The organism is Janthinobacterium agaricidamnosum NBRC 102515 = DSM 9628, from assembly GCF_000723165.1.
GTDB classification, from domain to species: domain Bacteria; phylum Pseudomonadota; class Gammaproteobacteria; order Burkholderiales; family Burkholderiaceae_D; genus Janthinobacterium; species Janthinobacterium agaricidamnosum.
Genome location: NZ_HG322949.1, coordinates 478,659 through 494,686, shown reverse-complemented (window position 1 = coordinate 494,686; position 16,028 = coordinate 478,659). Strand labels below are relative to the sequence as shown.

The following is a 16,028-nucleotide window of genomic DNA, read 5'->3' as shown; positions in this document are numbered from 1 at the left end:
AAATCAGGCCGAGGTTGAATTGCGAACTGGCGTGGCCCTGTTCCGCCGCGCGGCGGTACCACAAGATCGCTTTCCGGCTATCCTGTTCCAGCGTGTCGCCCTTGTCGTAGCGCAGCGCCAAGTTGAACTGGGCCGCCGCATACCCCTGCTCGGCCGCCTTGCGCATCCACGCCGCCGCCTGCTGGCGGTCTTGCGGCACGCCCTGGCCATTGTCGTAATGCAGGCCGAGGTTGAACTGGGCCCGCGCATACCCCTGCTCGGCGGCCTTGCGGTACCAGGTGACAGCGTGCCTGAAATCCTGCGGCACGCCCTTGCCGCTGTCGTACATCATGGCGAGGTTGTTTTGCGCGCCGGCGTCGCCCTGCTCGGCCGCCTTGCTGAACCAGTGCATCGCCAGCGCGCTGTCGGGCGCAATGCCCTGGCCCTTGGCGTACAGCCAGCCGAGATTGTATTGCGCGGCCGCGTAGCCTTGCTCGGCCGCTTGCCGGTACCAGTGCGCGGCCTGTTCGAAGTCGAGCGGCGTGCCCTGCCCTTTCTGGCACATCACGCCAAGATTGTACTGCGCGTGTTCCTGCCCTTGCCGCGCCGCCAGCCGGTACCAGTGCACCGCCCGTTCAACATCGCGGACCACGCCCTGGCCATTGAAATACATGAAGCCCAGGCTGTGCTGGGCGTTGGCGATGCCCCGTTCGGCCTGCGCCTTGACGCGCAGGTATTCGGCGCTGAAATGCGGTTCGATGGGCTGGTCCTGGTTGTGCATGAATATCGTTTTATCGGCGCTCAGGCTTCGCTGGCGGCCAGGCCGGGCAGCAGGTGCAGCGGCGCCGCCGCCAGTGCCGGCTGCTGCTGCAGCACGGCCATGAAATGGCCCAGCGAAACCGGCCGGTGGTACAGATAACCCTGCATCGTGGTGCAGCCGTTCGCTTGCAGGTAGCGCGCCTGCGATTCGGTTTCAACGCCTTCGGCGATCAGCTTCAAGCCCAGTCCGCGGGCGATCGAGATGATCGCCAGGATCACCGGATAGTGGCTGTTTTCGTCGTGGATCTCCTTGACGAACGACTGGTCGATCTTGACGGTGTGGATCGGGAAGCGGTGCAGATAGGATAGCGACGAATAGCCGGTGCCGAAATCGTCGATCGCCACCGACACGCCCAGCTGGCACAATTTGTTCAATTGCTCGATGGCGTATTGCGGATTGCGGATGCAAATGTTTTCAGTGATTTCGACTTCGATCTGGGCCGGCTCTATGCCGTAGCGTATCAGCGCGCCGCGCATTTTTTCAAAGAAGTCGCCACGGTCCAGGTATTGCGGCGACAGGTTCAGCGACAGCCGCACGTCCTGGCCGCCGGCGGCGTTCCATTGCAGCAGGTCGCGGCACAGCGCGCCCAGCATCCAGTCGGAAATCGGCAGCATCAAGCCGTTTTCCTCGGCGAAGGGCAGGAACTCGCCGGCCGTCAGCAAGCCGCGCTGCGGGTGGTTCCAGCGCATCAGGCCTTCGGCGCCGACGATGCGGCCGGTGCTCACGTCGACCTGCGGCTGGTAATACATTTCGAGCTGGTTCAATTCCAGCGCCTTGCGCAGGCTTTGTTCCAGCGCGATCTTCTGGTGCGACGCGTCCAGCATCGAGTCGTGATAAAAGCTGTGGCCGTTCTTGCCCAGCGCCTTGACCTGGTACATCGCGATGTCGGCGTGGCGCAGCAACTCGTCGATGGTTTCGCCGTCGCCCGGATAGATGGCGATGCCGATCGACGCCGAAATATGCACCTGGTGGCCGTCCAGGTCGAACGGCTGGTGCAGGCAGGCCAGGAATTTGTCGGCGATCAGCCTGGCGTCCTGGCGGTCGCGCAATTCCGGCAGCACGATGGTGAATTCGTCGCCGCCCTGGCGCGCCAGCGTATCGCCGCGGCGCAGGCAGTCCTTCAGCCGGAGCGCCACCTGCTGCAGCAATTCGTCGCCCTTGACGTGGCCCAGCGTGTCGTTGACCAGCTTAAACCGGTCCAGGTCGATGAACATCACCGCCAGTTCGGTCAGCTTGCGCTTGGCCTGGACCACCGCCAGCCCGAGCCGGTCCTTGAACAGCATGCGGTTCGGCAGGTCGGTCAGGATGTCGTGGTAGGCCTGGTAGGAAATCACTTCCTCGGCGCGCTTGCGGTCGGTGATGTCGCGCGCCACGCCGTAGACGCCGAGCAGTTCGCGCTTCCTTGTCTCGGTCGCCCCGCTATGCATGCCGAGGGAAGTGAGCGCCATGGTGGTCAAGGTATGGCTGAAGGTGCGCTCGCAACCGCCGCCGTCGCGGCTCTTCAGGCGCAGCTCGACATTGCGCGAGGTGCGTTCGTCGGCGCGGCGCTCGTTGAAGGCGTAGCGCGCGCGTTCCTGGTCTTCGTCGTGCACGATGATCGAATAATGCCGGCCCAGCAAATCGTCGCGGCCAAATCCCAGCAACTGCTGCGCACGGTCGTTGACGAAGGTGATCAAGCCCTCATGGTTCAGCGTATAAATGATGTCGGGCGAGCTGTCGACCAGGTAGCGGTACATCTTTTCCGAGTTTTCCAGCTGCGACGCGATGCGCTCGTTGTCGACCGCCAGGCGGCGTTTTTGCAGCGCGTTTTCTACCGTCTTCAGCAATTCCTCGCGGCTGTACGGCTTGCGCAGGTAATCGTAGGCGCCGCGTTTCAGCGCGCCGATCGCCGCCTCGATGCCGACGTCGCCGCTCATCACGATCACGTCGACTTCGATGCCGCGGCGCTTGATGTGGTCCATGATTTCATGGCCGCTCATGTCGGGCAGGCGCAGGTCGAGCAAGATCAGGTCGAAATGGACTTTCGCCAGATGATCCAGCGCCTCGCTGCCGCACGTGGCGGTGAACAGTTGATAGTCGCGGTCCTTCAGCAATTCGTACAACGAGGACAGCAGCCGGGGCTCATCGTCGACCAGCAGGATGCGCGGGCGGTTTTCAGTCTCGAACGGGGTGGCGAACATGGTCATGAAAGCGTCAGGTGGAGGGCGGCTGCGATACGGGGAAATGGAAGGAAGCCTGGAAGTTACATGGAGTCGAGCAGCGGGACGGACCGCCCGCCAGCCTGGCGGGCAACGCCGCGCAGCGGCAGCAGGAGTTCAAACGAGGTGCCGTTCTTGCCGCTGCGGCAAGAGATGACGCCCTGCAGCTGCTGCACCAGGCCATGCACGATGGACAGGCCGAGGCCATGGTGGGCGCCGTCCTTGTTGCTGCGCACCGGCGCAAACAATTGTTCCAGCACTTCGGCAGACAGGCCCGGACCGTTGTCGCTGATGCACAGTTCCAGGTACCAGCGGCGTTCGCGGTTCACCTGGCCGCGATTGACGATATGGATCGCGCCCCCCTGCGGCAGCGCTTCGACGGCGTTCTTGACCAGGTTGACCAGGATCTGTTTCAGGATGCCGGCATCGGCCTCGACTTCGGCCGGCTCGCGCTCCATGTCAGCCTCGATGCGCACCGAGGCCGGCACGAATTCGGTGGCGCGAAACAGCGCCAGCACCTCGTCGACCACCCGGCCGGCGTCGCTCAAGCCCGTCGTTTTATCCAGCGCGGCAGCGGGCTGCAAATCGGCCAGGCCGTTGATCAACTGGCCGACCCGGTCGATCTCCTCGTTCAGGATGGCGATTTCGCCGGCCACCGGTTCGCGCCTGGCCAGCTTGTTATCGAGCACGCTGAGGTAGTTCTTGATGATCGCCAGCGGATTGTTCACCTCATGCACCACGCGGCGCGACGCCAGCCGGTATTCCTCGGTAACGTGCTCCAGCTGGCGCTGCGCCTGGCCGCGTTCGCCGGCCGCGCTGTCCAGCGCGGCGGCGGCTTGCTTGCCGAACGATTCCAGAAAACGTTCCCGTTTCCGATAGCCCGCCACCTGCCAGGCGGCGACGCCGCCGATCAGCACGCCCAGGCAGCGCTGGCCGGCCAGCAACGGCAGGCACACCAGGCTGTCGCTGCCGAGGATGCGGAACAGCTGCTCTTCGGCGATGCCGAGCTCGGGTGCGTCGCGGCTGACGCATACCAGACGGCGTTCCAGCGCCGACGCGGCCAGCGGCCCGCCCCTGGCCAGCGGAATGCTGAATTCGGCCAGCCGCTGCTGTCCGCCGCCCGCGGCGCCGACCAGCGCCTGGCCGGTGGCATTTTCCAGCAACACCACGGTAGTACCGAAATCGAACAGCAGGCGCGCCGAGCGGGTCACCGATTCCAGCCAGCCGGTCTCGCCCTGCTGGCGCGCGAAGGTCCGGCCGATCTCGGACACCAGCACCATGTTGCGCACCTCCTCGGACAGGCGCTGCCGCACTGGATCGGCCGGCGCCGGCGCCACATCGGTCTGCGCTACGGCAGCGCCGCTCAAGTCGATGCCCAGGTTGGCGGCCGCCTGTTCCACCTGGCGCGCGGCGGCGCCGACGGCCGCTTCCAGGCTGGCCCGGCTCAAGCCGCACAAGCGCATCGCGGCGTCGATCGCGGCCTCTTCGCCGTCATGGCAGCACAGCAGGTGCGCCAGCCGCACGATGCGGATCAGCGGATGGCTGGCTTCGAGGCGGGCGGGCGGTTCGTGGTGGTACAGCACGCTGTCGGCCAGGAAGGAATCCAGCTGCCAGCGCTCGACCAGCCACGCGCCCGCCTCGGCATGGGTGATTTGCAGCGTACGCTGTTCGACCGCGCACAGCGCATCGTCGTCGCGCGCGCTGAAATTGACGGCGTATTCCTTCGGCGCGGTGGCCAGCAAGGCCAGCCGGCCTACGTTGTGCAGCAAGCCGGCCAGGTACGCTTCTTCACTATGCGGATACTGCATTTCCCTGGCGATGTCGCGCGCGATGACGGCAGCCGTCAGCGACGACTTCCAGAACGCGCGCAAGTCGGTGCCGCCGGAATGGGGGAAATTATTAAAAGTCTGGAATACCGATTCGCTGATCACCAGCGTCTTGATCATGTCGGTGCCGAGCGCCACCAGCGATTGCTCCAGGCCGATGCCGCGGCCGCTGCGGCGGCAGGCGGAACTGTTGGCGACCGACAGGATCTTGCTGGCCATGCCGGCGTCCTTGGCGATCAGCGCCGCCAGTTCCGCCATGCCGGCGTCGTCGGCCTGTAAATGCTCGATCAGCCTGAGGAGAATTTGCGGCATGGCCGGCAGACGGGCTGTCAGCAGCCGGTTGCGAATATCGTGATCGGATTGATGCATCTTATCAAGCATTGCCAGGTCGAAAAGGAGGCGCGCTTGATGGGCAAGCACTGCCGCGTTCAGAGGAAACCTCATCTCCTGAATCAACAACTGGTAACGCCTGAGAGGAATCCTGAAAAAAGTTATATTAGCATAAGCGCCGCCGATGATTGCAATTAAGAAAATTTGATTAAAAAAAAATTAACTCAATATGCGGTCAGCATTGCTTCTCGTAACAGAACTGCGGCGAGCGGATCGGTGTGGCGGAGCAGACGCAATCAGAGCGGTTTGACGGCGATTTCCGCGCCTTGCAGATACAGCGCGTTGGCCGCTTCAAAACCCGAATCGGTGCCCAGCACGATCCAGAACTTGCCGTCCTTGTCAGCCTGCAGTTCAATCGCCTCGCTGGATGTGCGCACCGACGACACCCATGTACCGCCGTCGCAGCTCAGGCCGGCGCTGCCCTGCACCCCCAGCACCTTGCCCTGTCTGCCGGACCGGGCCTGGTTGCCGCGATCCAGGTTCAGCCGGTAATTGCCGTCGCTCTGCTTGACCGTCTCGGGTTCCGTTCCACTGGCGGCCACCACCATGTAAATGCTGTCGCCGCGCGAACCGCCCACGCCGGCGCAGCCGGATGCCGCGTCGGAAGCGAAACGCATCGCAAAGCTCACGCCATATTTTGCGCCAGGCACGAAACCACCGACTTGGCGTTTGACATAGGTCATCAGGTCGTCGCTATTGTTATGCGAGGTCAGATAATAGCCCTTGCCGCTTAACGGCGCCGGCAAATCCTCCCAGGAAGACGCTACTTCGGTCGGTTTGCTGCCGTCGGTGTAATCGGCGACGCCGCTGATCCAGCCATCGATGCCGGTATTGAAATCGACGCTGATGGTAGCCGCCGGCGGTGGCGACCCGAGCGACTTTTCGGCCCCCAATGTGGCCGGCGGCACGGACCTGTCCGCGCCGCCGCAGCCGCTCAGGGCGAGCGCGCCGTTGATGGCCAGCACGGACAGGATGTAAGTTTTTTTGAGCATATGTCTCCCTTGGTGGTTATTGCTATTCAACAACATTACACCACAGCCCAAGAGATAATTGCCTTTTTAAATAATTAAAATTGTAACTATTGGTAAATTAAAACCTGATGTAAATATCATTTACATCATGCTTCATCGTTGTTACTGACCGGTACACCAGGCCGTCAACCGTGCGCCGGTCCCAGCAGGTACTTGCGGAAGCGCCGCGAAATCAGCCACAGCACCAGCGCCGTGCCGGTCGCCGCCAACTGGCCGCAAGCCAGCCAGAGAAACGAGCCCGACAGCAGCGGCGTGATCACCCCGGCCACCACCGCGCCCAGCAAGGTCACGGCGAACGACTGGCACGACGCCACCGTGCCGCGGATATGCGGGAACAGGTCGAGCGCCAGCAGCGTCGCGCCCGGGCCGACGATCGACATGCCGAAGGTATAGAAGAAAATCGGCGCCACGCTCCACGGCAAGGCCGGCGGGAAGAACGCGTGGTACAGCACATTGACCAGCGACGCGCCGATCAGGAAGATGAAGCCGATCGCGATCTGGCGCGCAAAGGTCATCTTGCCGGCGATGCGGTTGGCCACCAGCGCGCCGAGGAAAATCCCGGCCACCGATGGAATGAACAGCCAGCCGAACTGGTCCGGCTCAAGGTGCAACAGATTCGGCAGCACTTCCGGCGCCGCCGTGACGAACAGGAACAGGCCGGCGAAATTGAGCGCCACCACGCCGGCCTTGATATGGAACAGCGGCGAGCGCAGGATTTCGCTGTAGCTGGACGCCAGGAAGCGCGGATTGAACGGCTGGCGCTTTTCAGGCGGCAGCGTTTCCGGCAGCCGCTTGTAGCAGAACACCAGCAGGATCACGGTATAGATGACGAGGAACAGGAAGATCGAGCGCCAGTCCAGCAGCTTGACGATCCAGCCGCCCATGATAGGCGCGATGGCCGGCGCGATCGAAAAGATCATCGTCACCAGCGACAGCAGCCGTGCCGCCGGCGCATCCGAATACAGGTCGCGGATGATGGCGCGGCCGATCACCACGCCGGCCCCGGCCGAGATGCCCTGCATGATGCGGAACACCCACAAATAATGCACTGTGTGCGCCGAGGCGCAGCCGAAGGAACCGATCGCGAACATCACCAGCGACACCAGGATCAGGTTGCGCCGTCCGAACGCGTCGGCCAGTGCGCCATGCCACAGCACCATGCCGGCGAAGGCCAGCATATAGAACGTCAGCGATTGCTGCACTTCCAGCGGACTGGCGTGCAGCGACGCCTGGATCGAAGAAAACGCCGGCAAATAGGTGTCGATCGAAAACGGCCCCAGCATCGCCAAACCCGCCAGCATGGTGGCCAGCGCGCCGCGGCTGAGCGGCTTCATGTGGCTGGGCGGTGGCGGCGGTACCGGCTGGACCGGATCGGGCGGCAAGTTTGCCGGAGGCGTGGGAAACATGATTATCCTGGTAGGCGGCCCGCACCGGATGGTGCGCGCCTTACTGCATCCAACTCTACATCAAGAAGCTACATCATACTGTTTTCGGCTTTGCTTCCTCGCGGCGGTTGTAGCCGGCCACCATATCGAAACGGAACAAGCGGCATTCCAGCGCGCCATTGAAGAATGGCGTCTTGCGCGCTTCTTTCAGGCGCAGCAGGCGCGGCAAACCGAGGTCGGCGGTAAACAGGAACACGGTCCAGCCGGCAAAGCGCTGCTTCAGCGTGGTGCCCAGTGCCGAATAGAACGAGGTCGCCAATTCATCTTCCGGCAGGGTGCTGTCGCCGCGCACGCCGATCCGTTCGCCGTACGGCGGATTGGTCAGCATGATGCCGGCCACGCCGCTCGGCGCCTTGACTTCCTGCGCCTCGATCTGTTTCAGCGGCACGTCGAACATCACGCCGGCGCAGCGCAGGTTGTGGCGCGTCATGGCCACCATGTCGCCCGAAATATCGCTGCCGAAAATGGTCGGTTCGCTCGGCAATGGATTGGGCTTGATGGCGTTTTTCATCGCGTTCCACGGCGCCGGATCGAAGTCGTGGAATTGTTCGAAGGCGAACTGGCGCCGCGCGCCGGGCGGAATGCCCTGCACCATTTGCGCCGCCTCGGCCAGGATGGTGCCGGAGCCGCACATCGGGTCGAACAGCACCATGCCCGGCTTCCAGCCGGACACCCGCAACAGGCCGGCGGCCAGGTTTTCGCGCAACGGCGCGTCGCCGGTTTCTTCGCGCCAGCCGCGCTTGAACAGCGCTTCGCCGGAGGTGTCCAGGTACACGGTAAAGGTGTGCGCGTCGAGGAAGCCGACGATGCGCATGTCCGGCGTCCTGGTGTCGACCGACGGCCGCTGGTTGAACTGGTCGCGGAAGCGGTCGCAGATCGCATCCTTGATTTTCAGCGTGGTGAATTCGAGGCTGCGCAGCGGCGACTTGACGGCGGTGACGTCGACCCGGATCGTGTGGTGCACGCCGAACCAGTCTTCCCAAGGCTGCGCCAGGGTCAGGTCGTAGATATCGTTTTCAGTCTTGTAGCCCGAATGGGCCATGCGCATCAGCACGCGCGACGCAATGCGCGAATGCAGGTTGATGCGGTAGGAGTCGCTCAAGTCGCCGGAGCAATGCACTCCGCCCGGCACTTGGTTGTGCACCTTCATGGTGGAGCTGTGCTGGGCGATTTCGCCCAGTTCCTCGGCCAGCGCCGCTTCCATGCCGCGCGGGCATGGGCAAAAATATGAAGCCATGGTGTACCTTTTATCCGTTGTGGTGGTGGGCGTTCGCATAAACCTGCTGCGCGATCCGCCATGGGCCCGGCGATGCTCGCTGTACCGACGTACAGCTGCGCTTCTCGGACCCATGGCGAACCGCTCGCACTGGTTTCTGCGGACGCCGTGATGTTTACTGCTGGAAGAACTAACTTTTTTACTTTGCTTTTTTCTTTGTTTTTTTATTACTTTTTTACTTTGTTTTTACAAATGCGCGCTCGACGAAGTCGAGCCGGTCCTGGCCCCAGTAGCCTTCGCCATCGACCACGTACCACGGCGAGCCGAACACGTTGGCGGCGCTGGCGGCTTCGGTGTTGCTGTCGTATTCCGCTTGCACGCTGGCCGTTTCCGACGACTTGAACAGCATGCGGCCATCCAGCTCGCAGCTGTTGGCGATCTGGATCAGGGTTTCTTCATCGCCGATGTTGCGCTCCTCTTGCCACAGGCCGCGCATGATGGCGTGCGCCAGGTTCAGCGATGCGTCGACGCCCAGCGCCAGGCGGGTGGCCAGGATCAGCTTGGACGCCAGGTCCGGCGAGACCGGAAAGAACTTCGGCTGCAGGTTGATCGGAATCTGCAAGAACTCCGACCAGCGCGCCAGTTCCGTCAGCCGGTAAGCCTGGCGCTGCGGCGCGCGTTTCGCCAGCGGCAAGCCGCCGGATACGCTGAACACCTTGCCCAGGTCGAACGGCCGCACATCGATCTGCACGCCATGCTGCCTGGCCAGCGCGACAAAACGCGCATGGCCCAGGTAGGTCCATGGCGAATGGGGCGCGAAAAAATATTGGCACACCTTGCTTGCGCTACTCATGTTATCCCCGCTTAAAAAGGCTTGACCACGACCAGCACCACCACCGCCAGCAACAGCAGCACCGGCACCTCATTGAACCAGCGGTACCAGACATGGCTGCGCTGGTTGATATTCTTTTCAAACTTGCGCAGGATTGCGCCGCAGGCGTGGTGATAGCCGAGCACCAGGACCACGAAGGTCAGCTTGGCGTGCATCCAGCCCGGCATCTTCATGCCGCCCTCGCCGCCGCCGTATTGCATCCACAGCAGGATCAGGCCGAACACCAGCGCCGGCAAGGCGAGGATGCTCATGAAGCGGTACAGCTTGCGCGCCATCAGCAGCAGCCGTTCGGTGGCCACGGTTTCTTTTTCCTGGGCCAGGTTGACGAAGATGCGCGGCAAATAAAACAGGCCGGCAAACCAGGAGGTGATGAAAACGATGTGCAGTGCTTTAATCCAGAGCATGGGGTTCCTGTGGTGTTGGATGAAGACATGGGGTGGGCCTTAACGGTGATGGCGGACGGCGCTGGCGCCGTCCGGTAACAACGCATACTTGAAAACTCAGCTGCGCACTTCGCCGTGGCCGAACACCACGTATTTCAGCGACGTCAGTCCTTCCAGCCCGACCGGACCGCGCGCGTGCAATTTGTCGTTCGAGATGCCGATCTCGGCGCCCAAGCCATATTCGAAACCGTCGGCGAAGCGGGTCGAGGCATTCACCATCACCGACGCCGAATCGACTTCGCGCAGGAAGCGCATCGCCTCGCTGTAATTCTCGGTGACGATGGCTTCCGTATGCTTCGACGAATAGCGGTCGATATGGTCCATCGCCTCGTCGATGCCGGCCACCACCTTGACCGACAGGATCGCCGCCAGGTATTCGGTGGACCAGTCTTCCTCGGTGGCGGCGGCCAGGTGCGGATAGCCTGCCAGCAGTTGCAGCGTTTCGGCGTCGCCGCGCAATTCGACCTGTTTGGCCGCATACAACTCGGCCAGCCGCGGCAGCACCTGCGGCGCGATCGACCGCGCCACCAGCAGGGTTTCCATGGTGTTGCACGGGCTGTAGCGCTGGCACTTGGCGTTGAAGGCGATGTCCAGCGCCTTCTGGATGTCGGCCTGGCCGTCGATATACACGTGGCAAATGCCGTCCAGGTGCTTGATCATCGGCACCGTGGCTTCTTCCATCAGGCGCGCTATCAGGCCCTTGCCGCCGCGCGGCACGATCACGTCGACGTATTGCGGCATGGTGATCAGCGCACCGACGGCGGCGCGGTCGGTGGTGTCGATCACTTGCACGCCGTCTTCCGGCAAGCCGGCTTCCAGCAAGCCTTGCTTGACCAGCCTGGCCAGCGCGCGGTTGCAATGAATCGCTTCCGAACCGCCGCGCAGGATGGTCGCGTTGCCGCTCTTGATGCACAGGCCGGCCGCGTCGACCGTGACGTTCGGGCGGGCTTCGTAAATGATGCCGATCACGCCCAGCGGCACCCGCATCTGGCCGACCTGGATGCCGGACGGCCGGAATTTGAGGCCGGAAATCTCGCCGACCGGATCGGGCAGCGCGACAATCTGGCGCAAGCCTTCGACCATGGTGGCGATGGCGCCATCGGACAGCGTCAAACGGTCCAGCAGCGCCGGCGCCAGGCCGGCGGCGCGCGCCGCGTCCAGGTCGAGCCGGTTGGCCTCGCGCAGCGCTTCGCTGTCGCGCACGATCGCGTCGGCGATCAGCGACAGCGCGCGGTTGCGCGTGGCGCTGTCGGCCCTGGCCATGGCGCGCGACGCCTTGCGCGCCCGCTGGCCGACCTGTTCCATGTAATGCTTGATATCCATGACCATCCCGTTTGTCTTCAATCCGATTGTTGTACCGGTTCCTGCAGCCGATTAGCCTGTCAGCCTGTCAGCCGCGCGCCACTTTCAACGCCAGTTGCAGCATCGCGTCCCAGGCGTCACCGGCGTAAGCCCTGGCGCGCAGTCCCTTGATCATCTTGTCCACCTGCGCGGCCTGCTGCAGCGCCGCTTCCAGCACCGGCAGCGCGATGCGCCGCAGCGCCGGTTCCATCATGCGTTCGCGCGGCCCCCAGATGCGGTGCTCTTTCAGCAGCGCGCCCAGCGGCCGGCCCTGCGCCATGCCGGCCTTCAATTTTAACAGCGTGCGGATTTCTTCCGAGACCGCCCACAATACCAGCGGCAAGGCCTCGCCCTCGCCCTTCAAGCCTTCGAGCATGCGCACCAGCCGCGCCGGATCGCCGGCCAGCATCGCTTCGCTGAGCTTGAACACGTCGTAGCGCGCCACGTTCAGCACCGCGTCCTGCACCTGTTCGTAGGTCAGCTTGCCCGGCTCGTGCAGCAAGCCCAGTTTCTGGATTTCCTGGTGCGCCGCCAGCAGGTTGCCCTCGACCCGCTCGGCGATGAAATCGATGCTGGCCCGGTCCGCGCTTTGCCCCTGCGCCGCCAGCCTGCCACCGATCCAGTTCGGCAATTGCGGCCGCTCGACTTGTGGAATGTCGATATACACGGCCGCTTGCTGCAGGCTGGCCACCCAGGCCGCCTTTTGCGTCTGCCAGTCCAGCTTCGGCAGCGTGATCAGGGTCAGGTTGTCCGGACTCAGGTCCCTGGCGTAGCTTTGCAGCGCCGCGCCGCCATCCTTGCCCGGCTTGCCGCTCGGGATGCGCAGCTCGATCAGCTTCTTGTCGCCGAACAGCGACAGTTCCTGGTTGGCGGCCAGCAGCTCGCCCCACTTGAAATTGCGCTCGACCGACAATACCTCGCGCTCGGAAAAACCTTGCGCGCGGGCCGTGCGGCGGATCTTGTCGGCCGCTTCCAGCGCCAGCAAATGTTCGTCGCTGGTGATCACATACAGTTGCGCCAGCGGCTTGCTCAAATGGCCGTCCAGCGCGTCTACCCGCAATTGCATGCCGTGTCCCGCCTTATTGCCTGGTCGCTGGCGTCGAGACCGGCGCCGGGGCCGGGACCACGGCCGGATTCACGCCTGGAATCACGGCCGACGTTGCCGCCGGCGCCACCGACAAGCCCGGCCTGGCCAGCTTGATGGCGGCGATACGGCGCAGCATCTGCTGCACCATGTCGGTCTTCATGTCGCGGTACAGCAGCGCTTCCTCGGTTTCCTTGGCCAGCAGCTGCGATTCGTTGAAGGTGATCGGACGGGTCAGGCTGATGCTGGTCGGCGCCAGCAATTGCACGCCATTCTTGTCGACCACGCGGAACGTGATCGTATAACCGAGCTGGTATTCGCGTACCCGGCCATTGCTGTTCAGCGACAGGATCGTCTTGGTGCGGGTCTTGTCCGGATCGACCAGCACGTCGATGACGCCATCGGCCAGTTTCTGCTCGTTGACGATCTCGGTGCCGCCGTTGGCGCGCACATTGCGCTTGAAGTCGATCGCCAGCGGCGACGCATCCGGCAAGTTGATGAACAGCGTCGCGAACGGCAGCGTGAAGCTGCCGTCGGAGCCGCGCAAATGAAAACCGCAAGCCGACAGCATCAATGCCAGCGCCAGCAGCAAGCCCCAGGCGCCGCCGCGGCGCGTGAATGAAACACTATCGGCTATAGATTTGATCATTGTTTTGCGCCTAAAAAATTTATACGACCATATTTATACAACAATGCTGACCAGCTTGCCCGGCACGACGATGACTTTCTTCGGCGTGGTTTCGACATACTTCCGCACGCTTTCGCAGGCCAGCGCGGCCGCTTCGATGGTCGCCTTGTCGGCATCCTTGGCCACCGTGATCGAACCGCGCAGCTTGCCGTTCACCTGGATCATCATTTCGATCTCGGACTGAACCAAAGCGACCGGATCGACTTGCGGCCAGGCCGCGTTCAGCAAGTCGCCGAACACGCCGGCGTAGCCCAGTTCCTGCCACAGCACGTGGGTGATGTGCGGCGCGACCGGGTTCAGCAGGCGCAGGAAGATCGACAAGCCTTCGGCGATCAGCGCGTTCGATGCGGCGCTGTCGTCCAGCTTGGCCGATTCCAGCGTGTTCAGCATCTTCATGCAAGCCGACACCACGGTGTTGTACTGGATCCGCTTCAAGTCGTAATCGGCTTGCTGCAACAGCTTGTGCAATTCGCGGCGCAGGTTTTTCTGCGCGTCGCTGGCGGCCGGCGCGGCCGGCCCACTCAAGGCCGAGCCGATGCGCGGCGCTTGTGCGTAAGCGTAGGCCCAGACCCGGCGCAGGAAGCGGTTGGCGCCTTCGACGCCGCTGCCCGACCATTCCAGCGTCTGTTCCGGCGGCGAGGCGAACATGGTGAACAGGCGCGCGGTGTCGGCGCCGTACTGTTCGATCTGCGCTTGCGGGTCGATGCCGTTGTTCTTCGACTTCGACATTTTTTCCGTGCCGCCGATTTCCACCGGCTCGCCATCGGCCACCAGGATCGCGCTTTGCGGACGGCCCTTGTCATCCAGCGCCAGGCGCACGTCGTCCGGGTTGAACCAGGTGGTCTTGCCGGCCGCGTCCTTGCGGTAGTAGGTTTCGTTCAGCACCATGCCCTGGGTCAGCAGGTTGACGAAGGGCTCGTCGAACTTGACCAGGCCAAAGTCGCGCATGATCTTGGTCCAGAAACGGGCGTACAGCAAATGCATCACCGCGTGTTCGATGCCGCCGATGTACTGGTCCATCGGCATCCAGTAATCGTTGCGCTGGTCGACCATCGCCTCGCTCGAACCCGGCGAGGTATAGCGCATGTAGTACCACGACGAATCGACGAAGGTATCCATGGTGTCGGTCTCGCGCCGCGCAGGCTTGCCGCATTGCGGGCAATCGCATTGCAGGAACGCTTCGTATTTGTTCAGCGGATTGCCGCTGCCGTCCGGCACGCAGTCTTCCGGCAGCACCACCGGCAAGTCCTTTTCCGGCACCGGTACCACGCCGCACTCCAGGCAATGGATCATCGGGATCGGCGTGCCCCAGTAGCGCTGGCGCGAAATGCCCCAGTCGCGCAGGCGGAACGTGGTTTTCTTTTCGCCCAGGCCCAGATCAAACAGGTCGGCGGCCACCGCATCGACGGCGGACGCAAAATGCAGGCCGTCGTATTTGCCCGAGGCGATGCACACGCCATCCTTGCTGCCATACCATTCCTGCCAGGCGCCGGTCGAGAATTCCTGGCCCTTGACGTCGACCACTTGCCTGATCGGCAGATTGTATTTTTTGGCGAAGCCGAAGTCGCGCTCGTCGTGCGCCGGCACGCCCATCACGGCGCCGTCGCCGTAGGTGATCAGCACGTAGTTGCCGACCCAGACTTCCACTTGCGCGCCGGTCAACGGATGGGTGACGAACAGGCCGGTCGGCATGCCCTTCTTCTCCATCGTCGCCATGTCCGCTTCGATCACGGAACCCAGCTTGCACTCGGCGTTGAAGGCGGCCAGTTCGGCATTCGTTTGCGCGGCGTGGATCGCCAGCGGGTGCTCGGCCGCCACGGCGCAGAAGGTCACGCCCATGACGGTGTCCGGACGGGTGGTGAAGACATACAGCTTGCCGTCGCCGATCAGCGCGCCGCTGGCGTCCTTGATCTGGTGCGGGAAAGCGAAGCGCACGCCGGTCGACTTGCCGATCCAGTTGGTCTGCATGATGCGCACGCGCTCCGGCCAGCCCGGCAGCTTGTCGTCGACATAGGCCAGCAATTCATCGGCGTAGTCGGTGATGCGCGCGTAATACATCGGGATTTCGCGTTTTTCGATGACCGCGCCGGAACGCCAGCCCTTGCCATCGACCACTTGTTCGTTGGCCAGCACGGTCTGGTCGATCGGGTCCCAGTTCACGGTGCCGGTCTTTTTGTAGATGATGCCTTTTTCCAGCATCTTGAGGAACATCCACTGGTTCCATTTGTAGTATTCAGGCGTGCAGGCGGTCATTTCACGCGACCAGTCGATCGCCAGCCCCATCGATTCCATCTGCTGCTTCATGTGCGCGATGTTCGAATAGGTCCATTGCGCCGGCGGCACCTGGTTGGCCATCGCCGCGTTTTCCGCAGGCATGCCGAACGCATCCCAGCCCATCGGCATCAGCACGTTGTAGCCGTTCATGCGCAGGTAGCGGTACATCACATCATTGATCGTATAGTTGCGCACGTGGCCCATGTGCAGCTTGCCCGAAGGGTAAGGCAGCATCGAGCAGGCATAGTACTTCCCCTTGGGGAAACGCGGATCGTGTTCGACGGCTTTGTAGGCGTCGATCGCCTTCCAGTGGGATTGCGCGGCTTGTTCGACGTCGGCGGGACTATATTTATCTTGCATGATGTTGTGCGGCCAGCGTGGCCCGGCCAAAAGTGAATATG

12 protein-coding genes (1 of these 12 only partly in view) are annotated in these 16,028 nt (G+C 63.0%); all 12 read right to left on the bottom strand.

The annotated features are described in order from the left end of the window. Window positions 1-652: the 5' portion of a tetratricopeptide repeat protein gene (locus GJA_RS28105; RefSeq protein ID WP_479686738.1), read on the bottom strand. It extends 20 nt beyond the left edge of the window; 652 of the gene's 672 nt are visible here — the first part of the coding sequence; its start codon is at window positions 650-652; the stop codon falls past the left edge of the window. A 128-nt stretch (window positions 653-780) separates the two neighbouring features. After that, the gene (locus GJA_RS02000; protein ID WP_051780153.1) at window positions 781-2,985 is read right to left on the bottom strand and encodes an EAL domain-containing response regulator; all 2,205 of its coding nucleotides are present in this window, start codon (window positions 2,983-2,985) and stop codon (window positions 781-783) included. A 56-nt stretch (window positions 2,986-3,041) separates the two neighbouring features. Next, window positions 3,042-5,192: an HDOD domain-containing protein gene (locus GJA_RS01995; protein WP_038498389.1), complete on the bottom strand. Its 2,151-nt coding sequence runs from the start codon at window positions 5,190-5,192 to the stop codon at window positions 3,042-3,044. Window positions 5,193-5,449: 257 nt separating this feature from the next. Next, complete coding sequence (locus GJA_RS01990; RefSeq protein ID WP_038488202.1) at window positions 5,450-6,205, bottom strand: hypothetical protein; 756 nt, start codon at window positions 6,203-6,205, stop codon at window positions 5,450-5,452. A gap of 164 nt (window positions 6,206-6,369) precedes the next feature. Continuing rightward, complete coding sequence (locus tag GJA_RS01985; RefSeq protein WP_081905206.1) at window positions 6,370-7,650, bottom strand: multidrug effflux MFS transporter; 1,281 nt, start codon at window positions 7,648-7,650, stop codon at window positions 6,370-6,372. A 73-nt stretch (window positions 7,651-7,723) separates the two neighbouring features. Further along, window positions 7,724-8,926, bottom strand: coding sequence for a THUMP domain-containing class I SAM-dependent RNA methyltransferase (locus GJA_RS01980; RefSeq protein WP_422567898.1), 1,203 nt, complete (start codon window positions 8,924-8,926; stop codon window positions 7,724-7,726). Window positions 8,927-9,140: 214 nt separating this feature from the next. Further along, on the bottom strand, window positions 9,141-9,758 hold the full coding sequence (locus GJA_RS01975) for a 2-hydroxychromene-2-carboxylate isomerase (protein WP_038488196.1): 618 nt from the start codon (window positions 9,756-9,758) through the stop codon (window positions 9,141-9,143). Window positions 9,759-9,769: 11 nt separating this feature from the next. Continuing rightward, entirely contained in the window at window positions 9,770-10,201 is a 432-nt protein-coding gene (locus tag GJA_RS01970) for a CopD family protein (RefSeq protein ID WP_038488193.1), read from the bottom strand. Window positions 10,202-10,297: 96 nt separating this feature from the next. Beyond that, window positions 10,298-11,563: a glutamate-5-semialdehyde dehydrogenase gene (locus GJA_RS01965; RefSeq protein WP_038498385.1), complete on the bottom strand. Its 1,266-nt coding sequence runs from the start codon at window positions 11,561-11,563 to the stop codon at window positions 10,298-10,300. A gap of 67 nt (window positions 11,564-11,630) precedes the next feature. Beyond that, window positions 11,631-12,647 (bottom strand): DNA polymerase III subunit delta, encoded by a 1,017-nt coding sequence (gene holA / locus GJA_RS01960; protein ID WP_038488190.1) that lies wholly within the window; start codon window positions 12,645-12,647, stop codon window positions 11,631-11,633. A gap of 13 nt (window positions 12,648-12,660) precedes the next feature. Further along, a complete protein-coding gene (locus tag GJA_RS01955; RefSeq protein ID WP_081905205.1) occupies window positions 12,661-13,314 on the bottom strand; it encodes an LPS-assembly lipoprotein LptE in 654 nt (217 codons plus the stop codon). A gap of 33 nt (window positions 13,315-13,347) precedes the next feature. After that, window positions 13,348-15,987, bottom strand: coding sequence for a leucine--tRNA ligase (gene leuS, locus GJA_RS01950; RefSeq protein ID WP_038498380.1), 2,640 nt, complete (start codon window positions 15,985-15,987; stop codon window positions 13,348-13,350). Between the last annotated feature and the right edge of the window lie 41 nt (window positions 15,988-16,028).

What these genes read in the sequence shown, in the direction of transcription:
- leuS (WP_038498380.1), bottom strand. Translation starts at nt 15,987, where the DNA reads ATGCAAGATAAATATAGTCCCGCCGACGTCGAACAAGCCGCGCAATCC.
- GJA_RS01980 (WP_422567898.1), bottom strand. Translation starts at nt 8,926, where the DNA reads ATGGCTTCATATTTTTGCCCATGCCCGCGCGGCATGGAAGCGGCGCTG.
- GJA_RS01955 (WP_081905205.1), bottom strand. Translation starts at nt 13,314, where the DNA reads ATGATCAAATCTATAGCCGATAGTGTTTCATTCACGCGCCGCGGCGGC.
- holA (WP_038488190.1), bottom strand. Translation starts at nt 12,647, where the DNA reads ATGCAATTGCGGGTAGACGCGCTGGACGGCCATTTGAGCAAGCCGCTG.
- GJA_RS01975 (WP_038488196.1), bottom strand. Translation starts at nt 9,758, where the DNA reads ATGAGTAGCGCAAGCAAGGTGTGCCAATATTTTTTCGCGCCCCATTCG.
- GJA_RS02000 (WP_051780153.1), bottom strand. Translation starts at nt 2,985, where the DNA reads ATGACCATGTTCGCCACCCCGTTCGAGACTGAAAACCGCCCGCGCATC.
- GJA_RS01965 (WP_038498385.1), bottom strand. Translation starts at nt 11,563, where the DNA reads ATGGATATCAAGCATTACATGGAACAGGTCGGCCAGCGGGCGCGCAAG.
- GJA_RS01985 (WP_081905206.1), bottom strand. Translation starts at nt 7,650, where the DNA reads ATGTTTCCCACGCCTCCGGCAAACTTGCCGCCCGATCCGGTCCAGCCG.
- GJA_RS01995 (WP_038498389.1), bottom strand. Translation starts at nt 5,192, where the DNA reads ATGCATCAATCCGATCACGATATTCGCAACCGGCTGCTGACAGCCCGT.
- GJA_RS01970 (WP_038488193.1), bottom strand. Translation starts at nt 10,201, where the DNA reads ATGCTCTGGATTAAAGCACTGCACATCGTTTTCATCACCTCCTGGTTT.
- GJA_RS01990 (WP_038488202.1), bottom strand. Translation starts at nt 6,205, where the DNA reads ATGCTCAAAAAAACTTACATCCTGTCCGTGCTGGCCATCAACGGCGCG.